Annotated in this window: 15 protein-coding genes and 1 CRISPR repeat array; of the genes, 4 read left to right on the top strand and 11 right to left on the bottom strand. The window is 51.5% G+C overall.

The genetic code is table 11. From position 1 onward, the window contains the following. The first annotated feature begins 4 nt into the window (after positions 1-4). Positions 5-313, top strand: coding sequence for a DUF2288 domain-containing protein (locus GILYN3_RS09250; RefSeq protein ID WP_049722713.1), 309 nt, complete (start codon positions 5-7; stop codon positions 311-313). A gap of 55 nt (positions 314-368) precedes the next feature. Next, positions 369-1421, top strand: coding sequence for an aldo/keto reductase (locus GILYN3_RS09255; protein ID WP_049722714.1), 1053 nt, complete (start codon positions 369-371; stop codon positions 1419-1421). Positions 1422-1492: 71 nt separating this feature from the next. On the opposite strand, the gene GILYN3_RS09260 is transcribed toward GILYN3_RS09255, so the two are convergent. Then, positions 1493-2026 (bottom strand): hypothetical protein, encoded by a 534-nt coding sequence (locus GILYN3_RS09260; protein WP_049722715.1) that lies wholly within the window; start codon positions 2024-2026, stop codon positions 1493-1495. Between the two features lie 222 nt (positions 2027-2248). On the opposite strand from GILYN3_RS09260, the gene GILYN3_RS09265 reads away from it, so the two are divergent. Then, the gene (locus GILYN3_RS09265) at positions 2249-2800 is read left to right on the top strand and encodes a hypothetical protein (RefSeq protein WP_049722716.1); all 552 of its coding nucleotides are present in this window, start codon (positions 2249-2251) and stop codon (positions 2798-2800) included. Positions 2801-3128: 328 nt separating this feature from the next. Then, positions 3129-5110: a CRISPR direct-repeat array (repeat unit 29 nt; unit sequence CGGTTAATCCCCGCGCCTGCGGGGAACGG). Positions 5111-5167: 57 nt separating this feature from the next. Here the strand turns inward: GILYN3_RS09265 and cas2e are convergent. From cas2e to GILYN3_RS09315, 10 genes are all read right to left on the bottom strand, one after another. Continuing rightward, positions 5168-5464: a type I-E CRISPR-associated endoribonuclease Cas2e gene (gene cas2e, locus GILYN3_RS09270; protein WP_049722717.1), complete on the bottom strand. Its 297-nt coding sequence runs from the start codon at positions 5462-5464 to the stop codon at positions 5168-5170. Between the two features lie 2 nt (positions 5465-5466). Further along, on the bottom strand, positions 5467-6393 hold the full coding sequence (cas1e, locus tag GILYN3_RS09275) for a type I-E CRISPR-associated endonuclease Cas1e (protein WP_049722718.1): 927 nt from the start codon (positions 6391-6393) through the stop codon (positions 5467-5469). Further along, a complete protein-coding gene (locus tag GILYN3_RS09280) occupies positions 6383-7216 on the bottom strand; it encodes a KilA-N domain-containing protein (protein WP_049722719.1) in 834 nt (277 codons plus the stop codon). The genes cas1e and GILYN3_RS09280 overlap by 11 nt, the downstream gene beginning before the upstream one ends. 25 nt (positions 7217-7241) lie before the next feature. After that, positions 7242-7925, bottom strand: coding sequence for a type I-E CRISPR-associated protein Cas6/Cse3/CasE (gene cas6e, locus GILYN3_RS09285; protein ID WP_049722720.1), 684 nt, complete (start codon positions 7923-7925; stop codon positions 7242-7244). Next, complete coding sequence (cas5e, locus tag GILYN3_RS09290; RefSeq protein WP_049722721.1) at positions 7925-8653, bottom strand: type I-E CRISPR-associated protein Cas5/CasD; 729 nt, start codon at positions 8651-8653, stop codon at positions 7925-7927. Before cas5e ends, cas6e begins: the two co-directional genes overlap by 1 nt. 8 nt (positions 8654-8661) lie before the next feature. Then, complete coding sequence (cas7e, locus tag GILYN3_RS09295; RefSeq protein ID WP_049722722.1) at positions 8662-9699, bottom strand: type I-E CRISPR-associated protein Cas7/Cse4/CasC; 1038 nt, start codon at positions 9697-9699, stop codon at positions 8662-8664. Positions 9700-9724: 25 nt separating this feature from the next. After that, positions 9725-10306, bottom strand: coding sequence for a type I-E CRISPR-associated protein Cse2/CasB (casB, locus tag GILYN3_RS09300; protein WP_049722723.1), 582 nt, complete (start codon positions 10304-10306; stop codon positions 9725-9727). Further along, the gene (gene casA, locus GILYN3_RS09305) at positions 10303-11898 is read right to left on the bottom strand and encodes a type I-E CRISPR-associated protein Cse1/CasA (protein WP_198147339.1); all 1596 of its coding nucleotides are present in this window, start codon (positions 11896-11898) and stop codon (positions 10303-10305) included. Before casA ends, casB begins: the two co-directional genes overlap by 4 nt. 13 nt (positions 11899-11911) lie before the next feature. Beyond that, a complete protein-coding gene (locus GILYN3_RS09310; protein WP_049722725.1) occupies positions 11912-14593 on the bottom strand; it encodes a CRISPR-associated helicase/endonuclease Cas3 in 2682 nt (893 codons plus the stop codon). 129 nt (positions 14594-14722) lie between these two features. Continuing rightward, positions 14723-15550 (bottom strand): helix-turn-helix transcriptional regulator, encoded by an 828-nt coding sequence (locus tag GILYN3_RS09315; RefSeq protein WP_049722726.1) that lies wholly within the window; start codon positions 15548-15550, stop codon positions 14723-14725. Between the two features lie 394 nt (positions 15551-15944). On the opposite strand from GILYN3_RS09315, the gene GILYN3_RS09320 reads away from it, so the two are divergent. Then, positions 15945-16859: a bile acid:sodium symporter family protein gene (locus tag GILYN3_RS09320; RefSeq protein WP_049722727.1), complete on the top strand. Its 915-nt coding sequence runs from the start codon at positions 15945-15947 to the stop codon at positions 16857-16859. Positions 16860-16923: the final 64 nt, after the last annotated feature.

The following is a 16923-nucleotide window of genomic DNA, read 5'->3' on the forward strand; positions in this document are numbered from 1 at the left end:
GCCTATGACCGACGACAACCTACTCAAAGCCAAAGTAAACCTAGAAACCGCCCAAATCCCCTGGCACGAACTACAGCGTTTTTTTGCCAGCGGCGCAGCCATTTACGTTGCCCCAGGGCTAGATCTAACCGCCGTTGCCACCGCCATGGCCGACGATAATGCAGCACAAATAGAACAGTGGATGCGAGCTGATCAGGTTCAACCCGTAACAGACGCGCAAGCCAAACAGTGGTTTGACACTAACACCACCGTTTGGGCCGTAGTCATAAAACCCTGGGTGGTGGTGCAAGAAAAATCGCCCACTAACGTCTAATTACGCCAGCCTTGGATTGCGACAACGGGCACCAACGACTAACCGGAGTTTTAACATGCACTACAGCACACTCGGCCACAGCGGCATTAACGTTTCTCGGGTTTGCCTGGGCACCATGACCTGGGGCAAACAAAACAGCCAGAGCGACGCCAATGCACAAATAGAGTACGCACTAGCGCAAGGCGTTAATTTTATCGACACCGCCGAAATGTACGCCGTGCCTCCCACGGCCGAAACCTATGGCACCACCGAAACTATTATTGGCAACTGGCTAGCGGCCAACCCTACGCGGCGCAGTGAATTTATTCTGGCCAGTAAAATTGCCGGAAACGGCTTGCCCTATATTCGTGGCGGTAGCGACATAACAGGTGAGAGCATTTTACAAGCCGTGGACGATTCTCTGGCCCGATTACAAACCAATTACATCGATCTTTACCAACTGCATTGGCCCAACCGCACCTCGCCACATTTTGGCAAACACGCTCCGGGGCGCGTCAACTTTAGTCAGGTCAACAGCGCCGAACAGTCCGCCCAAATGTTAGATATTTTGCAAGCGTTAGATGCCTGCGTAAAAGCCGGCAAGATTCGTCACTTTGGTTTATCAGACGATACCCCTTGGGGCATTAACGAATACATACGCTTAAGCGAGCAACACAACCTCACGCGCGTAACCGCCATTCAAAATGAATTTAACTTACTGCACAGCAAAGACTGGCCATACCTAATCGAAAACTGCGTACACCAACAAGTGGCGTATCTACCTTGGTCACCCCTTGCTACCGGCGCACTAACCGGCAAATACTTAAACGGTGCACGCCCTAGCGACAGCCGCTGGAACTTTATCCAACGCAACGGCTTATTTCGCGATACCGAACAAAGCAACGCCGCCGTCGCCGCTTACTGTGAGGTTGCCCAAAAGCACGGCCTAACCCCCGCGCAACTCGCGCTGGCTTGGTGCAACCAAGTAGACGGCGTTACCTCTACTATTATTGGTGCCACTAACCTTGCCCAGCTTAAAGAAAATATTAACGCGTTTGAGCTAACCCTAAGCGACAATGTCCTGCAGGATATTGCCGAGGTGCACAAACAATATCCATCGCCGTTTTAAACCGGCGGCTTTACGCTCACGCCCGGCGCTTATAAAAGCAAACCGGGCTGGGCAAAATTATTGTTATACCGCTAACGCGCTTGCATCGCACCCACATACTTTTTATGAAAACGCGGATGCCGACCATATTTTGTCACATAATCCGAATGGTCATTTGCAATCAACCGCTGGCCATACTCCCAGTCATGGGTCCAAAAAGAACAAATAGGCCGACCGTAATAACCTATATCCCAACAAAACAACGTACCACGAGTCCCCATCAACACCTGTTTAGCAAACGCCGTAGCCAGCTGCCCCGCAGCGGTACTATTACCTTGCCCTAAAGGTGCAGACTCAGCCGTATTCACATTGCCAACGCGCACTAAAAACGATTTATCCTCGTACTTAAACCTATCCCCTACCCGCAGCCAACGCCCCGTCTCTACCTGTTTGTCACGCGCACGCCGCTTTAGCTTTTCCCACATCAAGGTGTCGTCGGGCTTAAAATAAAACGAATCACCATCGGCCACCCACACCACCTCGCCTTCGCCCTGAACCTCAAAACCGTAAGCCGTTGGCAGCAACAACAACCCACCCAAGACAAACCACTTGCAGCACGCAATCACAGCATCACCCTAATCAAACGTTTTGCCATAAGCCTAGCACATACAAAAATACGCCCGTAAGCTTAATGGCCCTCAATTACAGGCTCTAACACTTGTGCCTAACCATCATCTTCGGCATGCTATTGCCGATAGCAGGTTAACGGCAATTTTGCTCTAGTGTTGCAACAACCTCGCATCAACATCACAAAACATTAACCCATATCGCACATTATGGAGGATAGAATGAAACGTATTACGGCCCTTATTTTACTACTGGCAACCAGTCTCATCATTGGCTGTTCATCCACGCCACCCAAAGGTTTAGAGTCCAGTGTAGGGCAGCAACTTTACACCCAAGTGGGTTTTTGGACTTACAAAAATCAACACGAAACCGTCAACTATGGCGTAAACCGCTTTATTCCCGTCAACACCCAAGTAAACATTAACGACATTAACGCGAAGGTAGTAGAATTTACCTTAAGCGATAATGGCGCAGAGCGGGTATTAATTAACACCGAGAAATACACCCATCAAGAAATGGGTGAAATATTCTTCCGCTACTTTGGTAAGAAAAAAGTTGACCTACAAGGTTTTAGCAGCGCAGAACGCAAAGCAATCGAGCGCGGCGAAGTTAAAAAAGGTATGAGTAAAAAAGCCGTATTATTAGCGCGTGGCTATCCGCCCGCCCACGAAACTCACTCAACCGATGATAATGAGTGGAAGTACTGGAACAGTCGCTTTAACACCATGATCGTATACTTTAAAGACGACAAAGTTAGCCGCATTAGAAACTAAAACATGCGGAATGTGCGCCCTAAACATTGGGGCGCATGTTAAAAACATGCCTCGCTCTAGACAAACATCAATTAGGGTAAAATCTTGATTTTTGCTCTAACAAAAATCCGGCTTAGACAGGAATAATACAGGCTAAAACAACCTCTTATTTTTATGTTAAAGGCGTGACTCTTTTGATTTTGATGACATTACACTAAGAAGAGGCAAGAAGAATTTTATTTTAATAAGATTCAAATAAAAAACCCGCCGAAGCGGGTTTTTTATCAACGATATTTTATTTTTCCACTAACCGAATGTTGTCTATATAGTAAAGCCACTGCCTGAACGGCTAATAATCCCCGCACCTGCGGGGAACGGTTTTGCGTTACGTAACGCGAAAATGCTTGCATCGGTTAATCCCCGCGCCTGCGGGGAACGGCAGCTCTAGGTGTTCGACCCGTATTGATTCGGCGGTTAATCCCCGCGCCTGCGGGGAACGGACAAACATAAACAACAATTTCGGAGGCCTAAACGGTTAATCCCCGCGCCTGCGGGGAACGGTTTACTTCGGATCAATTGCAGAAAGTTAATCACGGTTAATCCCCGCGCCTGCGGGGAACGGTCAATATTCATGTGACTATAGATTGCCTGATGCGGTTAATCCCCGCGCCTGCGGGGAACGGCTAAACGCAATATCCGTTGTAGATGCGAACGACGGTTAATCCCCGCGCCTGCGGGGAACGGTTCACCAAATTTAATACGCGGCGTTCAGAAATCGGTTAATCCCCGCGCCTGCGGGGAACGGGCGTAAAATGCCCCTAGCTGCGTGGGAGCTGTACGGTTAATCCCCGCGCCTGCGGGGAACGGTGGCTAACATGTATCGTCTCTAGCAGCTCAACCGGTTAATCCCCGCGCCTGCGGGGAACGGCCGGCCAAAGGCGGTGTAGGGATCGCCGCTACCGGTTAATCCCCGCGCCTGCGGGGAACGGTTTTTTGCCGTCTGCTGTGTCCATCTCCCAAACGGTTAATCCCCGCGCCTGCGGGGAACGGTCTTATTTTTGCTCCTATCGCTGTTTTTCTCGCGGTTAATCCCCGCGCCTGCGGGGAACGGTTAAAGTACAGGGTTTATTTTTAATCTTTACACGGTTAATCCCCGCGCCTGCGGGGAACGGGTAATAGCCGATAAACGGAACTTCCGTCCAATCGGTTAATCCCCGCGCCTGCGGGGAACGGCGCATAGGTGGGTGGAATGTCCACGTTGCACCCGGTTAATCCCCGCGCCTGCGGGGAACGGCGGGTACGCTAACCGCTCGTCGCAGTGTGTTGCGGTTAATCCCCGCGCCTGCGGGGAACGGCGCCTATCGCGCTGGCCAGAGCGCGCAATCAGCGGTTAATCCCCGCGCCTGCGGGGAACGGAATATCGACTGTATCGCCGATGTACATTAGCCCGGTTAATCCCCGCGCCTGCGGGGAACGGTTGCCCTGCCCTCTGTATTAAGATAAATCCGTCGGTTAATCCCCGCGCCTGCGGGGAACGGCGAATGGTTGCTCGTTATCGTCTCCGTGATTGCGGTTAATCCCCGCGCCTGCGGGGAACGGAAAACTGGTGGCGCGGGGCCGCACTCAACTGGCGGTTAATCCCCGCGCCTGCGGGGAACGGGGGCGAATCGTCGCCAGCTCCACAGCAGCCACAGGTTAATCCCCGCGCCTGCGGGGAACGGTCTGGGGCGCACATAGCGACCTCGTCCATCGCCGGTTAATCCCCGCGCCTGCGGGGAACGGTGACACGTTAGTTATACAGGCTAGGTCTTCTTCGGTTAATCCCCGCGCCTGCGGGGAACGGTGCAGCACAGGGGTATTACGGTGGGGCAGGTGCGGTTAATCCCCGCGCCTGCGGGGAACGGTAAGTTTTAACGGCGGTGACACGACGGTAACACGGTTAATCCCCGCGCCTGCGGGGAACGGGTCCTGCACGCGTAGCCAGTGTTTTTTTGCCGCGGTTAATCCCCGCGCCTGCGGGGAACGGCCACGCGGTAGGGATTAAATCGTCGGGAATTGCGGTTAATCCCCGCGCCTGCGGGGAACGGAATCGCAAGCGTTTGTAAATGTTGGGCTAAAACGGTTAATCCCCGCGCCTGCGGGGAACGGCACGATCTCGGCAGTGTAGCCCATCGATATTTCGGTTAATCCCCGCGCCTGCGGGGAACGGATCGGTGGGGTCGATTGCATAGAGTTGCGTGCCGGTTAATCCCCGCGCCTGCGGGGAACGGTTGCTTTGCCGAATCGCGGATTAAGTTGGCCGCGGTTAATCCCCGCGCCTGCGGGGAACGGACTAATTGTAACCACTTGTTTTTAAAGAGCAAATCACATAGTGAAAATTCTACGGATTTATTGGAGCGGGTTTTCTGGCAAAAATCGAACTAGGCGCATACCCTCTAACTCGATAGGCTCACGACGATTGGCCCCGTAGGTGACAAAGTCAAAACCGGATTCTGTATTGGTTGCCCAGCTCATGACCACGTTGCCATCTGCGGCCATGGCACTCACCTGGTGCCAGATCATTTCTCGTACTCGTTTTGAAACGTCGCCAATATAAACACCAGCTCTCACCTCTAGCAGCCAAATTGCCAAACGTCCTCTCAGACGAGGGGGGACTGTCTCTGTTACAACAACCAGCATTGCCATAATCAACCGCTCCTGTGTCCGCTATCACCAATACTGTCAGGCTCGGGAATCGCAGGCGGCTGAGCATCGTCAGGCGGTGGTGGGGGCACGATTTCTCCAGCGGCCAGCACCTCCTCAATTAATGGAATCATGCGCCTCAAAAGGCTTGACGAGCGGAACAACTCACGACAAGCAATACGCACTTGACGATCAGGAGCATGGGGTGACTTGGACGCTACCTGAAACGCCGTGGGTACGACCGTTTCAAATTTAACAATATCGGCCATATCGTACACAAACGATAATGGCTTACCCGAGTGAACAAAGCCAATTGCTGGTGCATACCCTGCCGCCAGCACCGCCGCTTCGGTTACGCCATAGAGGCAAGAGGTCGCTGCGCTCAGGCACTGGTTTACCACATCGCCTTTTTCCCAGTCCTTTGGGTCGTAGCGTCGACCCTGCCATTTAACACCGTATTGTTGAGCCAGTAACTGATAGGTTTTACGTACTCGCGCACCTTCAATACCACGCAGCTGGTCAATACTCCGCTTGACTGGAGCAGGCTCGCCAAAGCGCAACTCAAACATTTTGCGTACCACTTTTAATCGCAAGTTTTCATCCAAGGCAAGTTTAGCCTGATACAACAGTTTGTCTGACCGAGCACCGCCAGGCTGGCCCGAAGCGTATAGCCGAACCCCCGCCTCGCCCACCCAAATTAACAATGTACCCACTTGTGCCGCCAATTTTATTGCGGCATGAGATACGCGCGTACCCGGCTCTAGCATGATGCAAGTAACGGACCCCACGGGAATATGCATACGCACGCCATTTTTGTCGATCACGACAAAGGCACCATCGAGTACGTCAATCTGACCGTGCTCAACAAAAATCATGGAGTTACGATCTTTTATGGGTATAGGCTTAAGGGGTACAAACGTCTCATTGGCCATTAGGTTTGTCGCCCTCCAACTGCCGCTGAGAATATGCTCTGGTCAAAACGCTCATCTGACTAATGGCCAGTGTGTTCAGCTTTTGCAGGCGCTTGTTCTGCAGCATACCCTCAGCAATATAGTGAGCATTCATGGACTCAAGGTTGGCCAAACACACCAACTGATGAATGTTGGCGTGGTCGCGAATATTGCCTTTTACGTCTGGGTTTTGATCCCGCCATTGCTTTGCTGTCATGCCAAACAGCGCCATATTCAACAGGTCAGCCTCAGTCGCATAAACCAAACTAACCTGTTGCGCAGTCAGCGTATCTGGCACCAAATTTTCTTTGATGGCATCGGTGTGGATGAGGTAATTAACTTTGGCAAGGTTGCGACGAATATCCCAGCCTAGCTGCGAGAACTCTTGCTCTTTAAGCCGCTGAAACTCCTTGATCAGGTACAGTTTAAACTCGACCGAGATCCAACTGGCAAACTCAAAGGCAATATCCTTTTGCGCATAGGTGCCGCCATAGCGCCCGGCCTTGGATATCAACCCAACGGCACCCGTCGCCTCGATCCACTGCTTTGGGGTAAGGGTAAAGCTATTAAGCCCTGCCTGTTTTTTAAACCCGTCGAATTCGACGGGTTTAAAATTCGGGTTATTTAACTGCTCCCAAATACCCAAAAATTCAATAGTATTACGATTTCTGAGCCAATTACGGATTAAATCGTCTGTTCGTTCCGCATTTTTGTACCGAGCAATATCCGTAATACAGATATACTCCAGCCCATCTTTAACGCTGGTCGCGATATCTTGTTCGAGCACCTCAAGCTTTGCTTTCATGGTACCTCCGTGTAATTGTTAACCTTTAAATCCTCCTAATCATCATCAGTCCGCAGCCAAAGGCTTTAGCGCGGCCAACGCCCTGCGTCAACTGCCGTAAAAAACACTCAGGGTCAGTCACGGTTAACGTTCCCTCGTAATTAACTGAGGCAAACTGAATGGGTTTTGCTCGGCCACTGTTACGAGCTGATTTATAAACTTGATGCTGCTGGTGTTCAGTCACCTCGGGAGCGGTGGCAAACGCCACCCCCATACGCGCTTGTCGCGCCGGCTCCATCAGCCAATCTTGAGCAGCCTGATACTGGACTTGTGCGACATCGACGTCGGGCATTCCCCGCGCTTGCATTTTAGCGTGCATCAATACATCGACTCGCCGCCCGCGCTGGCCAGGTTTGTCGTGTTTTAACATACGGGTTGGGTTGGCTCGCAGTGTATAGCCTAGTTGATCACCCGTTTTTAACTTGGGCTGAAAGGGCTTGGATAAAACTTGAACACCCTCAAACTCAGCGATTGGCTCAGACGCAGACAAAAGGTAGTAGCATGGGCCACTTTTTCCTTGCTCGTAACGGAAAAGAAAATTTCGGTTTAGCTGATCGGGGAATAATTGCCACAGGAGTTGATGTTGGGCATAAGCATCGCCTTTATTGGCTCTCTCGGTTAGATGAGCAATCAATAAGCCTTTAGTCGGCAGGACTCTCGTTAAAAACATTACTCACTCCTTTTCTGTCGGGCGCTGTGAACCAACCGCTTTTCAAATTGCCAGCGCAACCGGGACGCGGGGTTATCCCAGCGCTCGCTTGTTTCCGATGGCGGCAAGTCAGTTTCTAGCCCATCATCCCACTCATAGTGTATCGTCTGGCCATACAAAACTGATTCGGATCGAGCCACGGGGGAAATAGGAAACTGATAACTCTCAAGCGCTTGGTGGACATCGCCTGCATCTAGTAGTAACGGATAAATCGGCGTGGCCAGTGGGCAGGACTTTCGTCCTAAATAAAGTGGAAATACCGGCTCGCTCAAAGCATCCCGAATTGCCTCCAAAGTGTAATGCGAGTCGTCTCGAAGTGTCAGCGCCACAAGCCAATGCCCATCGACTCGATAATCCCGCGTGGACAATATTGTATTAACATTGCGCGGGGTATTTTCCAACTCTGCTTTACGATGCGGCCAAATGGCTTTTTTGTCGGCGCTCGGCACTTGGGTTGTGTGATAGTCGCGAAGCAAGCGACCATCCGACTCGGATTTGATCATCATGCCGATGCTGCTATTCAACCGAGCAATTTCATCTTCCTGTTCACGACGCAAACCCAAGGCGGCACTCAAAAGCCCAATAACCGCCGAGCGTGAAGGTGCAGGCCTGGTAGATCGAACACCGCCCACGGCGGTACCTCCCCAGCTGGCCATGGCGCCATAAAGACGAAAAGTTAAGCACTGCATAGCGCCCCCTAGGCCTGAGTGGCCACTTGAATAACCGATGGTAAACTGCCCTCACCGGTTGACGCATTAAAGCTAACGCGCTGATCGGCGCAGGGGCCATACACGGTATCAAAGTGCTTGGCTTGTGTTTCGAGCGCCGCAATCGCCGATGGCAAATAGTCATCGCCTTTTACCGGTGCAAGAAAAGCGGCCGACAGGCTACGGGGCTGTTTTTTGCCCGTTTCCAGCATCATGTAAGAGGCGTAAGCGTGTGAGCCAAAGCTGTTTTGCTTGCCTTTGGGTGAGACGGTGGCAATTGCCTCAATCATGGCGGCGACCGCTTTGTTAACGAGCTCTTCATCACCATTGAGTGCTGTTAGCAGAGCTTCACGCTCGATGCACACGTAGCTGTAAAAAACGGCTGCAGCGAATCCAGTCTCGCCAATATGTGCTGCGCCTCGATCATCATGGTCAGCATTCAGGTCATCGACAGCGGTAAAATAGTCGTCTTCAACCGTCACGCCGTGAACACTCAGCGCGTGAGCTACTTGGCAAGCTGCCTCGACATTAAAATTGGCAGAGTCCGCTAGCATTCGGCCAAACAGTGCGATATCCACTGCAGCACTCTTTTTTAGTAGACCTTTTAACTCGGCCTCTTCAGGTTTGCGATTTTCATCGGCTAGTGTAGCCACTAGATCGTCAACCGCCTGCCACTCCTCTGGGCTGAAAAAAACCAACTGTTGCGTCGTTACTTTGCCTTTTTCTACTTTGCCAAAAATCCCAGCAATGGCAAATGCCCAATCTTCAGCTTTTTTTTCATTAACGCCTTTGTCCAGCAACGATTTTTGTACATGTTTACCGATATCTTTGGTACGCGTACCTAGGTGATTGCGCAGCGCCTCTTGAAATACATCGGAGGTGCGCCAATGCCTTTTTAGCGACTGCGAACTGACCCGCAAGCGCTCAACACCGCCCATCATGGCGGTTTTGGGCCGCCCAAGATCGTCTCGGTTTAGGTTGGCAGGCGGGTATGATGTTAATGTATGAATTTGAATAAAACGTGACATAACAAGATCCTTATTGTCTTTTATATTAAGAAGTTTTAGCAGTTGCGTAATAGTCCATGGCCCAGCGCAGCACTTGGCGCTTTGCCGGGTTAACTTCTGGCACAGAGGATCGGCTTTGCCAATACCAGTGCTCGACCTCCTGCGCCAGCGCCTGTACGGAAACAGTATCGTCAATTTGGTGCAAAATACGACGTAAGCGTCGGGCAAATTCAGCAGTGTCTCGGGATTTGATTAGCTGCTGAAAACGCAACGTCGACACCCGAGGGCGGTCACTACCTTCACCGGCTTTACGCGCCATGGCTTTGGCTAGGCTCAACTCCGAATCTTTACGAACTGACGCCAGCACCCACGTAATCAAGGCGGCAACCTCCATGTAGGGTGGTGAGCGTTTTTCTTCCGGCATAAATTGCCACAGCGCCTGAAACGGCTCAGACAACATTACTTCATCCAAGCTTTTACAGCGTTTCAGTATAGCTTTGTGTGCTGTTGGCAGCGCCTGTAACTTATTACGCTGACAGGTATCGCTGTTTACTAGGCGATGCCACCATCGTGCGTATAATCCCAGTTTTTTATCGGCACCTTGTGATTGATCTTCTTCCGTACTCATACGCTAATCACTCCCCTTTTATCGAGCCCATGTTTTTGCAAATACGCTTTGTTTAATTTGGTCCACTCAAGCGAGCGGCGTGCACGCAACTTGCGCTCTATATGTTCAGTCTGGCTCGCATCACTCAGCACCAAGGCATCAAATAATGACAGAGCGCGTTGCTTTAACACCCCCACCCAATGCTGGCAATTTTGAGCATTCAGTTTTTGCTGGCCGGATTCAATATCTTTTTTGAGCTGGTCGACCATTGCATAAAAATCTTGCTCAGTAGCCGTCCAGAACTGTTCGTCGATAAAACCCAAGTCGCCATTACTATCGCCATCCCCCAGCCAAGCGTTTTTGCAGGCCCGACGAAGCGCTTTCCTGTGATCGTTGGCGACTTCTACCTGACCACCGACCTCTTGTACAAACAGAGGGATAAGCTCCGCCGACATTGATAGAAATGGCATTCTGGCTTCGTGCCAAGAACGCGCTTTCATGTTGTCCATATCAAAACCAAACACCCACACGCTCAGTTGATCTTCCAGCTCCAGCTCTTCCTCCAGAAGCTCTTGATTCTTGGTCATACGGGCGACCACCTTAGCCGGAAGGTGCCCCTCTCCGCTGTCCTCAAATAAAAACTGATGCCACTGCCGGTAACCAATACCGCCGGGCTGACCTTTACTAGAAAAGTGCTCTAACTCTGGCTTTTTAGGGTCGTAGCGATAAGGCGTCAGCGGGTGAGCCCAAGTGCCGCCGTAATTAGCGCCGTAGTTTTTGGTCCGGTAGCTCGCTACCGTAATCTCGGTGTGCTCATGGGTCAGGTCACAGCGCCCCGCCTCGCTCGGTTCTAGGCGGATTCGGCGCGGCATAGCCCAATACTGTTGCAAGGTATGTACGCCTTCATCGTTCAGATACACTTCGGTGCCTTTTTCTTTACTGGTGCGAGTAGGTGCCAGCCAAGGAAAAACGCTTTCGTCGTATTTAAGGGGGCGAGGTAGGTCGCTATCGGTGGGCGCCACATTGAGCCACAAACGGCGAAACAGGCTTAGTGATGAGTCGCTAGAAACTACCAAGGTAGTCAATGGGCCTCCGCCGCGCAACCCGGTCCGATGGCCCTGCCCTCCTGCGGGCGCATTGATTTGTAGTGTAAATAACGCCATAGCCGCCATAACGGGCGACAAGGCCTTGACCTGCCCCCGCTTAATAAAGTGATCGGTATTTAACTTAAGGGTATTACCTCCGGGAGCATCGATCAGCAGACTCGATACATCGACGTTTGTTCCGTCATCCAATGGCTCTAAATCTTGCATAAAACAAGGGCCATCACCAAACAGCTCGAAGGCGTGCTCAATTTTGCCAAGTGCTGTGGCCAGCGCTTCAGAAGAGGGCGAGCCTTCATACCACTCCAACCATTCGCTCTCATCAGCTGGCGCAAAAGCCGTTTGCAATATACCGACCAGAAACTGCCAACCAGCGCCGTAAAAATCCTGGCGGGGTAAGACGATATCCCGAAGATCCTCTCGCCCAAGCTCTTTTAATGGCAAAGCCACAATCTCACCGGACGCAAGCCGAAACTTGAGCCAAGGATCAATACATAGGTTTAGATTCACTGATACCTCCTTATCAATCATTATTTTGTACACCGTTCGTGCTGGTGCTGCCCCACCCCTCTTGCTCCGAATAAGGAGTGGCCTCGACATCCGCCACCCGGGCGTATTTCGCCCGTCGGTGGCGCAATACAAACGCCTCCCTTTCATCTTCGGCCAACATGTGCAGCTGACTGAGCTTCTTACTGGACAACTTGACCACACTCAACTCCACCGAATGACTGGGAGCCTCGATATAGGGCTCGTAGCCCTCTTTGGTGCGGCGAACTAAGACTACCTCTTCTGACTCATCGCCAAGGCGTGTACCGATATCTACATTATCTTCTCCCCACGCCCGATTGCTCTCGTAGGTGTAACCTTGTTCCAATACTAGACGATTAAACTGTCCTTGATTGCTGCTGGCCCGGACCAGGCCGCTGTATTCCAGCCCGGCCTCATCAAACGCTTCGGGGACGGTTACATCCTCGCCATAAACCGACTCGATCATGGTGCGTGACTCTTCCGGCAATCGTATCTCTGCTGCGCCCCGTAAATACTCCATGGTGCGCCAGATACGGCCTGGACGTTTATAGACATACTGGGTGTTGGGGGAATGACACTTTAGCCAGTCGGCTTTTGGGGCCGAATCCCATTGCGGCGCATGGATCAGTAGTTTGGGACGTGCGCGACCGTCGGGCTGGTCGGATACAGGTGCCCCATATTGATCTCGGGCGTGACGGTGTAGCCGCCCGGAACGTTGAACCAAATCATCAATCAGGCACAAATCGCTGATCATTACATCTGCGTCCGCGTCGAGACTTTCTTGAAATACTTGAGTCGCTATTAACACCCGGCCCGCTCGCTGTTCTTGCGTTGAGGATTTGCCAAAGTGTTGCATCACCCATGCCTCACGATCTTTGCGATGCTGTAGTACAAACCGACTGTGAAACAACTGACAATCTTTCGGGTTCGGCAAACGGTCGCGAAGCTGACGGTAAGCCGATATGGCTTCATCCACCGAGTTGCGAATCCAGACGGCACATTGCCCGCGCTCTACCGCCGCCAACAAATGCTCCACGCACTCGGCTTCACTGTGAATAAAATCAACGGCAACTCTCTTTTCCGTCCCCTCCCGGCAAGGCAGGCGCGCCTCTTGGACAGCATCGTCACCACTAACCCGAGTGGCTAATGGAAAATCGTCGGGCGCTGTATGTTGCAATAGCGCCGGTGACTGACCCAACGTTTGCTGCCAAGCATTAACCAACCGTTGACGTCGCGCTTGGGGTAAGGTGGCCGTTAGCATAATGATGCTGCCCCCTTGGCTCGCATGCAGCCGCATTACATGCTCCAACAAAGCCAGCATGTATTCATCGGCGGCGTGCACTTCATCAAGTATCAACACTTTTCTGTACAAACCCAAAACCCGCAGCGATTGGTGTCGTTTGGGTAAAATGGCGAGCAATACCTGATCAATGGTTCCTACCCCTACCGGGGCCAACAAGGCCTTCTTGCGACTGTCGGCCAGCCACTGGCTGCAATGCAGTGAGGCGGTGGCTTCACCTTTTTCGTAGGGTTGATCAGTACTACTTTCACCCAGCATTGCCTCCCGAAACCGGTCGTTCATATTCCGCGCGCCATGGGCCAAAACAATACTCGGCACAGCGTTCTCTGACCCTGCCAACATTTCTTGATAATGCTTCGCTACTCGATCAAACATGGCATTAGAGGTCGCCATAGTAGGCAAACCAAAATATAAGCCTCGACCAGCGCCCGAAGCCAACAGTCGGTGCGCCAATGTTAACGCGGCCTCGGTTTTACCCGAGCCTGTAAGGTCTTCCAAAATAAATAACTGCGGCGATGCGTTCACGGACACTTTCTCTGCATAAGATTGCAAGGGCGAGGGGGCAAAAGGAAACAGCGATTGAAAACCATTAAATGGCTGTACGGTTACCGGCTCAAACACTTCGGTTTTGGTGAGTGCTCGACTAGCCGCTGGCAAGGCCACTTGATGCCAATACTCTTCAAGTGCAATGGGCTGATCGTGATAAGTGAAAATATCGCTATCAGAGCCCACCCAATCACAATAAGTCCCCAGCCCCGCCAACAACCAGCTAACTTGTTTTAAACGATCTGAGAATACGTCGTCGGCCCAACAGCTTGTGGGGAGTTCAGCACCCATCAGACTTTGACAATCTTTAACCCAAGCCTCAGCGGCGGCAACATCTTGCGAGGTTAACTTGAGCGTATCTTTGATGGTTGTTTCTTGACGTACCGGCCTGCCGTGATGGCCCCAAAAAATCCCGAGGAAGAACTGCAATCGTTGTTTTTCTCTCAGGGTACTGCCTGTTAGTTGAGCAGTTTTTTGCACTTTCTTCCAGACGTCATACCCTAGCTGATCATGACGACCTCGCTTGCCATCGTAGCTCACACCATTAGGCAGATCGATTTTCACGAGACCCGAGGACGCAAAAACACTCTGAAAAGAAGCGGTCATTTTTCCTAGATCATGCAACAGCAAACCAAACAAAAACAAAGCGCGAAACTGCACTGGCTCAATATTGAGAAAACCCGCCAAGTCGGCCTCTAGCGTGGGACAACTATCCAGTACCCGGCTCCCAACCGCCGCCACATCCATAAAGTGATAAGGCAACAGGTGGCACGAAGCCGTCATCCCCTCGGGGTTCTGCGCTTTACCTATGTATTGATAATATGACTGCATTAATACTGTCACCTCGACAATTATTTGTACTTAACTTACCAACTCGCCCATAACACGCAATACTGTAAAAATAACCCGTATAAACTTCTGACAACCCACCTTAAAACTCACCTGTATTCGGCCGTTTTATCAAAACAACCACTGCTTTATGTCAGATAAATTGACGAGCACTAATTGCTGAGCTTCGGGGATGCCGTCTAGCACCTTGGGGTTGATGCGCATCTCTTGCAGTAAATATTGCGCTAGGCAGGCGCGGGTTTGAATGTTGAGTTGGCCGTTTTGCATTTGGTAGTCCACCTCGATCACTTCGCGTTGCGCGGCGTTTAGGCGTGGGTCGGGCTCGAAGGTTAGCGTGACTTGGGTATTCCACACTGTGTCTTGTGCGGCTGTGTGGGTGGCGGGGCCAGACAAAGTTGCATCACCGCGAAAGCGGCTTAAGACGAAGTCGCGAAATTGCTTTTTATGTTCGCACCAAGCGCGTAGGTGCCAGCGCAGGCCAGTTTGAATAAGCGCGTGGGGTGCGATGACCCGGCCCTGCCGACTGGGGTTGGTGAGGGAGACGTAATCGACCTCTAACCGCTGATTGTGGCGTATGGCTTGCGCCACCGCGCGCATAAGCTGTGGCGCTATGGGCCTGACGGATAACGCGAGGTTATGGATGGGTAGCCGGGCGGTGTTGTGCGCTAGGTCTGGCTGACCGAGCCAAGCGAGGTATTGCTCGGCTTGGGCCGAAATAAAATACGGCGTAAACGCGCTAAGCGGTAAGAATGCTTTTGCTGCTTCATCGTACTGCAAATTATGTGGGGCCAGCTCGCGGTAGCGTTTTATATCGGTGCTGGCCTGCTGGCGGGAGATGCCAAAATGCTTTACCAAGACACTGGCGTTTACCGCCCCTTCCCAATAAGCCACTAGCTCTAGGGTTGTTAAACGCAGCTTTTGCGCGTCGCCAAGTTCCATGTAGCGAATCCTTATTGTTTGTGGGGCGCTATCCTATCGTGCACATCAACAGTCAATATTGCCATAACTATCCGGTAGTTAAAACGATTATGAGAAAACCCAAGGTAACGGCCAGACAAACCCCCAAAAGTGAACCTTAAACTGGGGCGAACGACACAAGCAGCGCTCATTAAATTACTTACTCTTATTGTTCTTTTTGAGTGTTTCGTTGGCGCACTACTCAATTATTACCCCAAAGGCTTAGTAAAGTTGAGATGTCAGATAAAAATACTTTAACACCAGCATTTATACTAGAAGCCGCTGATTAATTGTTATAATTACTTAAACAGATAAAGTGCGACGCTTAAGCAGTATCAGCGCTTAAAAACAATAACCAAAATGGTCTACCGCCTATATGCGTCCACTCCACCACTTTAATCGGCTGTTTCCCCTTTGGGCTATTGCGCTTGGCATTATTGGTTTTTACTTGCCGGGAGCATTTACACCGTTGGCCGCTACTATTACATGGTTGTTGGCGCTGGTAATGTTTGCCATGGGGCTGACGTTATCTCAGGCCGATTTTTATCGCGTAGCGCGCGAGCCTAAACCAATTCTGCTTGGCCTAGCACTGCAATTTACATTGATGCCGTTGGCGGCCTTGGCTGTATCTCGCGTTTTAGGGTTAAACGCCGAACTGACTACCGGCATGGTACTGGTGGGCACAGTTGCCGGCGGTACAGCATCAAATGTAATTACCTGGCTGGCCGGTGGGCGAGTCGCACTGTCGGTATCTATGACGTTAACGGCCACGCTGGCATCGGTTGTTTTAACGCCGTTGCTAACGTGGTTATTACTGAGCAACAGCGTAGAGATTGATATTCTAGGAATGCTTTGGGGTATCGCCAAAATTGTATTGGCACCAATATTAATGGGCGTATTACTGCACCACTGGTTTGCCGCCACAATCAAACGGGTCGAACCGGCCTTGGCCAGTATAGCGGTGATTTTAATAAGCGTGATTATTGCTATTGTAGTAGCGCTAAACGCTGGGCGGTTAGCCAGCATTGGGCCATTAGTACTAATGGCCGTGGTACTGCACAACGGTATTGGATTAACGGCGGGCTACGGAATGGCGTGTTTGTTTAAGTTTGACAAGGCGACCTGCCGCACCATCGCCATTGAAGTCGGTATGCAAAATTCCGGTTTGGCCGTGGCGTTAGCGCAGCAGTTTTTTACCGCCAGCGCGGCATTACCCGGCGCCCTATTTTCTGTTTGGCATAATGTGTCTGGATCGTTATTGGCAAGCTGGTGGCGAAGACGCAGTGAGTAACATAAAGCCATTGGCAGCCTTAATTAAGCATATTAACCAAGGCTGTCGCGCGCTTAGGATCGAG

Origin of the sequence: Gilvimarinus polysaccharolyticus (assembly GCF_001187555.1) — a bacterium.
In the GTDB taxonomy this organism is placed as follows: domain Bacteria; phylum Pseudomonadota; class Gammaproteobacteria; order Pseudomonadales; family Cellvibrionaceae; genus Gilvimarinus; species Gilvimarinus polysaccharolyticus.

Bases quoted from the DNA above. Each gene is read 5' to 3' on its own strand.
- cas5e (WP_049722721.1), bottom strand. From the start codon at position 8,653: ATGCAGTGCTTAACTTTTCGTCTTTATGGCGCCATGGCCAGCTGGGGA.
- GILYN3_RS09320 (WP_049722727.1), top strand. From the start codon at position 15,945: ATGCGTCCACTCCACCACTTTAATCGGCTGTTTCCCCTTTGGGCTATT.
- GILYN3_RS09310 (WP_049722725.1), bottom strand. From the start codon at position 14,593: ATGCAGTCATATTATCAATACATAGGTAAAGCGCAGAACCCCGAGGGG.
- GILYN3_RS09265 (WP_049722716.1), top strand. From the start codon at position 2,249: ATGAAACGTATTACGGCCCTTATTTTACTACTGGCAACCAGTCTCATC.
- cas7e (WP_049722722.1), bottom strand. From the start codon at position 9,699: ATGTCACGTTTTATTCAAATTCATACATTAACATCATACCCGCCTGCC.
- GILYN3_RS09315 (WP_049722726.1), bottom strand. From the start codon at position 15,550: ATGGAACTTGGCGACGCGCAAAAGCTGCGTTTAACAACCCTAGAGCTA.
- casB (WP_049722723.1), bottom strand. From the start codon at position 10,306: ATGAGTACGGAAGAAGATCAATCACAAGGTGCCGATAAAAAACTGGGA.
- GILYN3_RS09250 (WP_049722713.1), top strand. From the start codon at position 5: ATGACCGACGACAACCTACTCAAAGCCAAAGTAAACCTAGAAACCGCC.
- cas6e (WP_049722720.1), bottom strand. From the start codon at position 7,925: ATGTTTTTAACGAGAGTCCTGCCGACTAAAGGCTTATTGATTGCTCAT.
- cas1e (WP_049722718.1), bottom strand. From the start codon at position 6,393: ATGGCCAATGAGACGTTTGTACCCCTTAAGCCTATACCCATAAAAGAT.
- cas2e (WP_049722717.1), bottom strand. From the start codon at position 5,464: ATGGCAATGCTGGTTGTTGTAACAGAGACAGTCCCCCCTCGTCTGAGA.
- GILYN3_RS09280 (WP_049722719.1), bottom strand. From the start codon at position 7,216: ATGAAAGCAAAGCTTGAGGTGCTCGAACAAGATATCGCGACCAGCGTT.
- GILYN3_RS09255 (WP_049722714.1), top strand. From the start codon at position 369: ATGCACTACAGCACACTCGGCCACAGCGGCATTAACGTTTCTCGGGTT.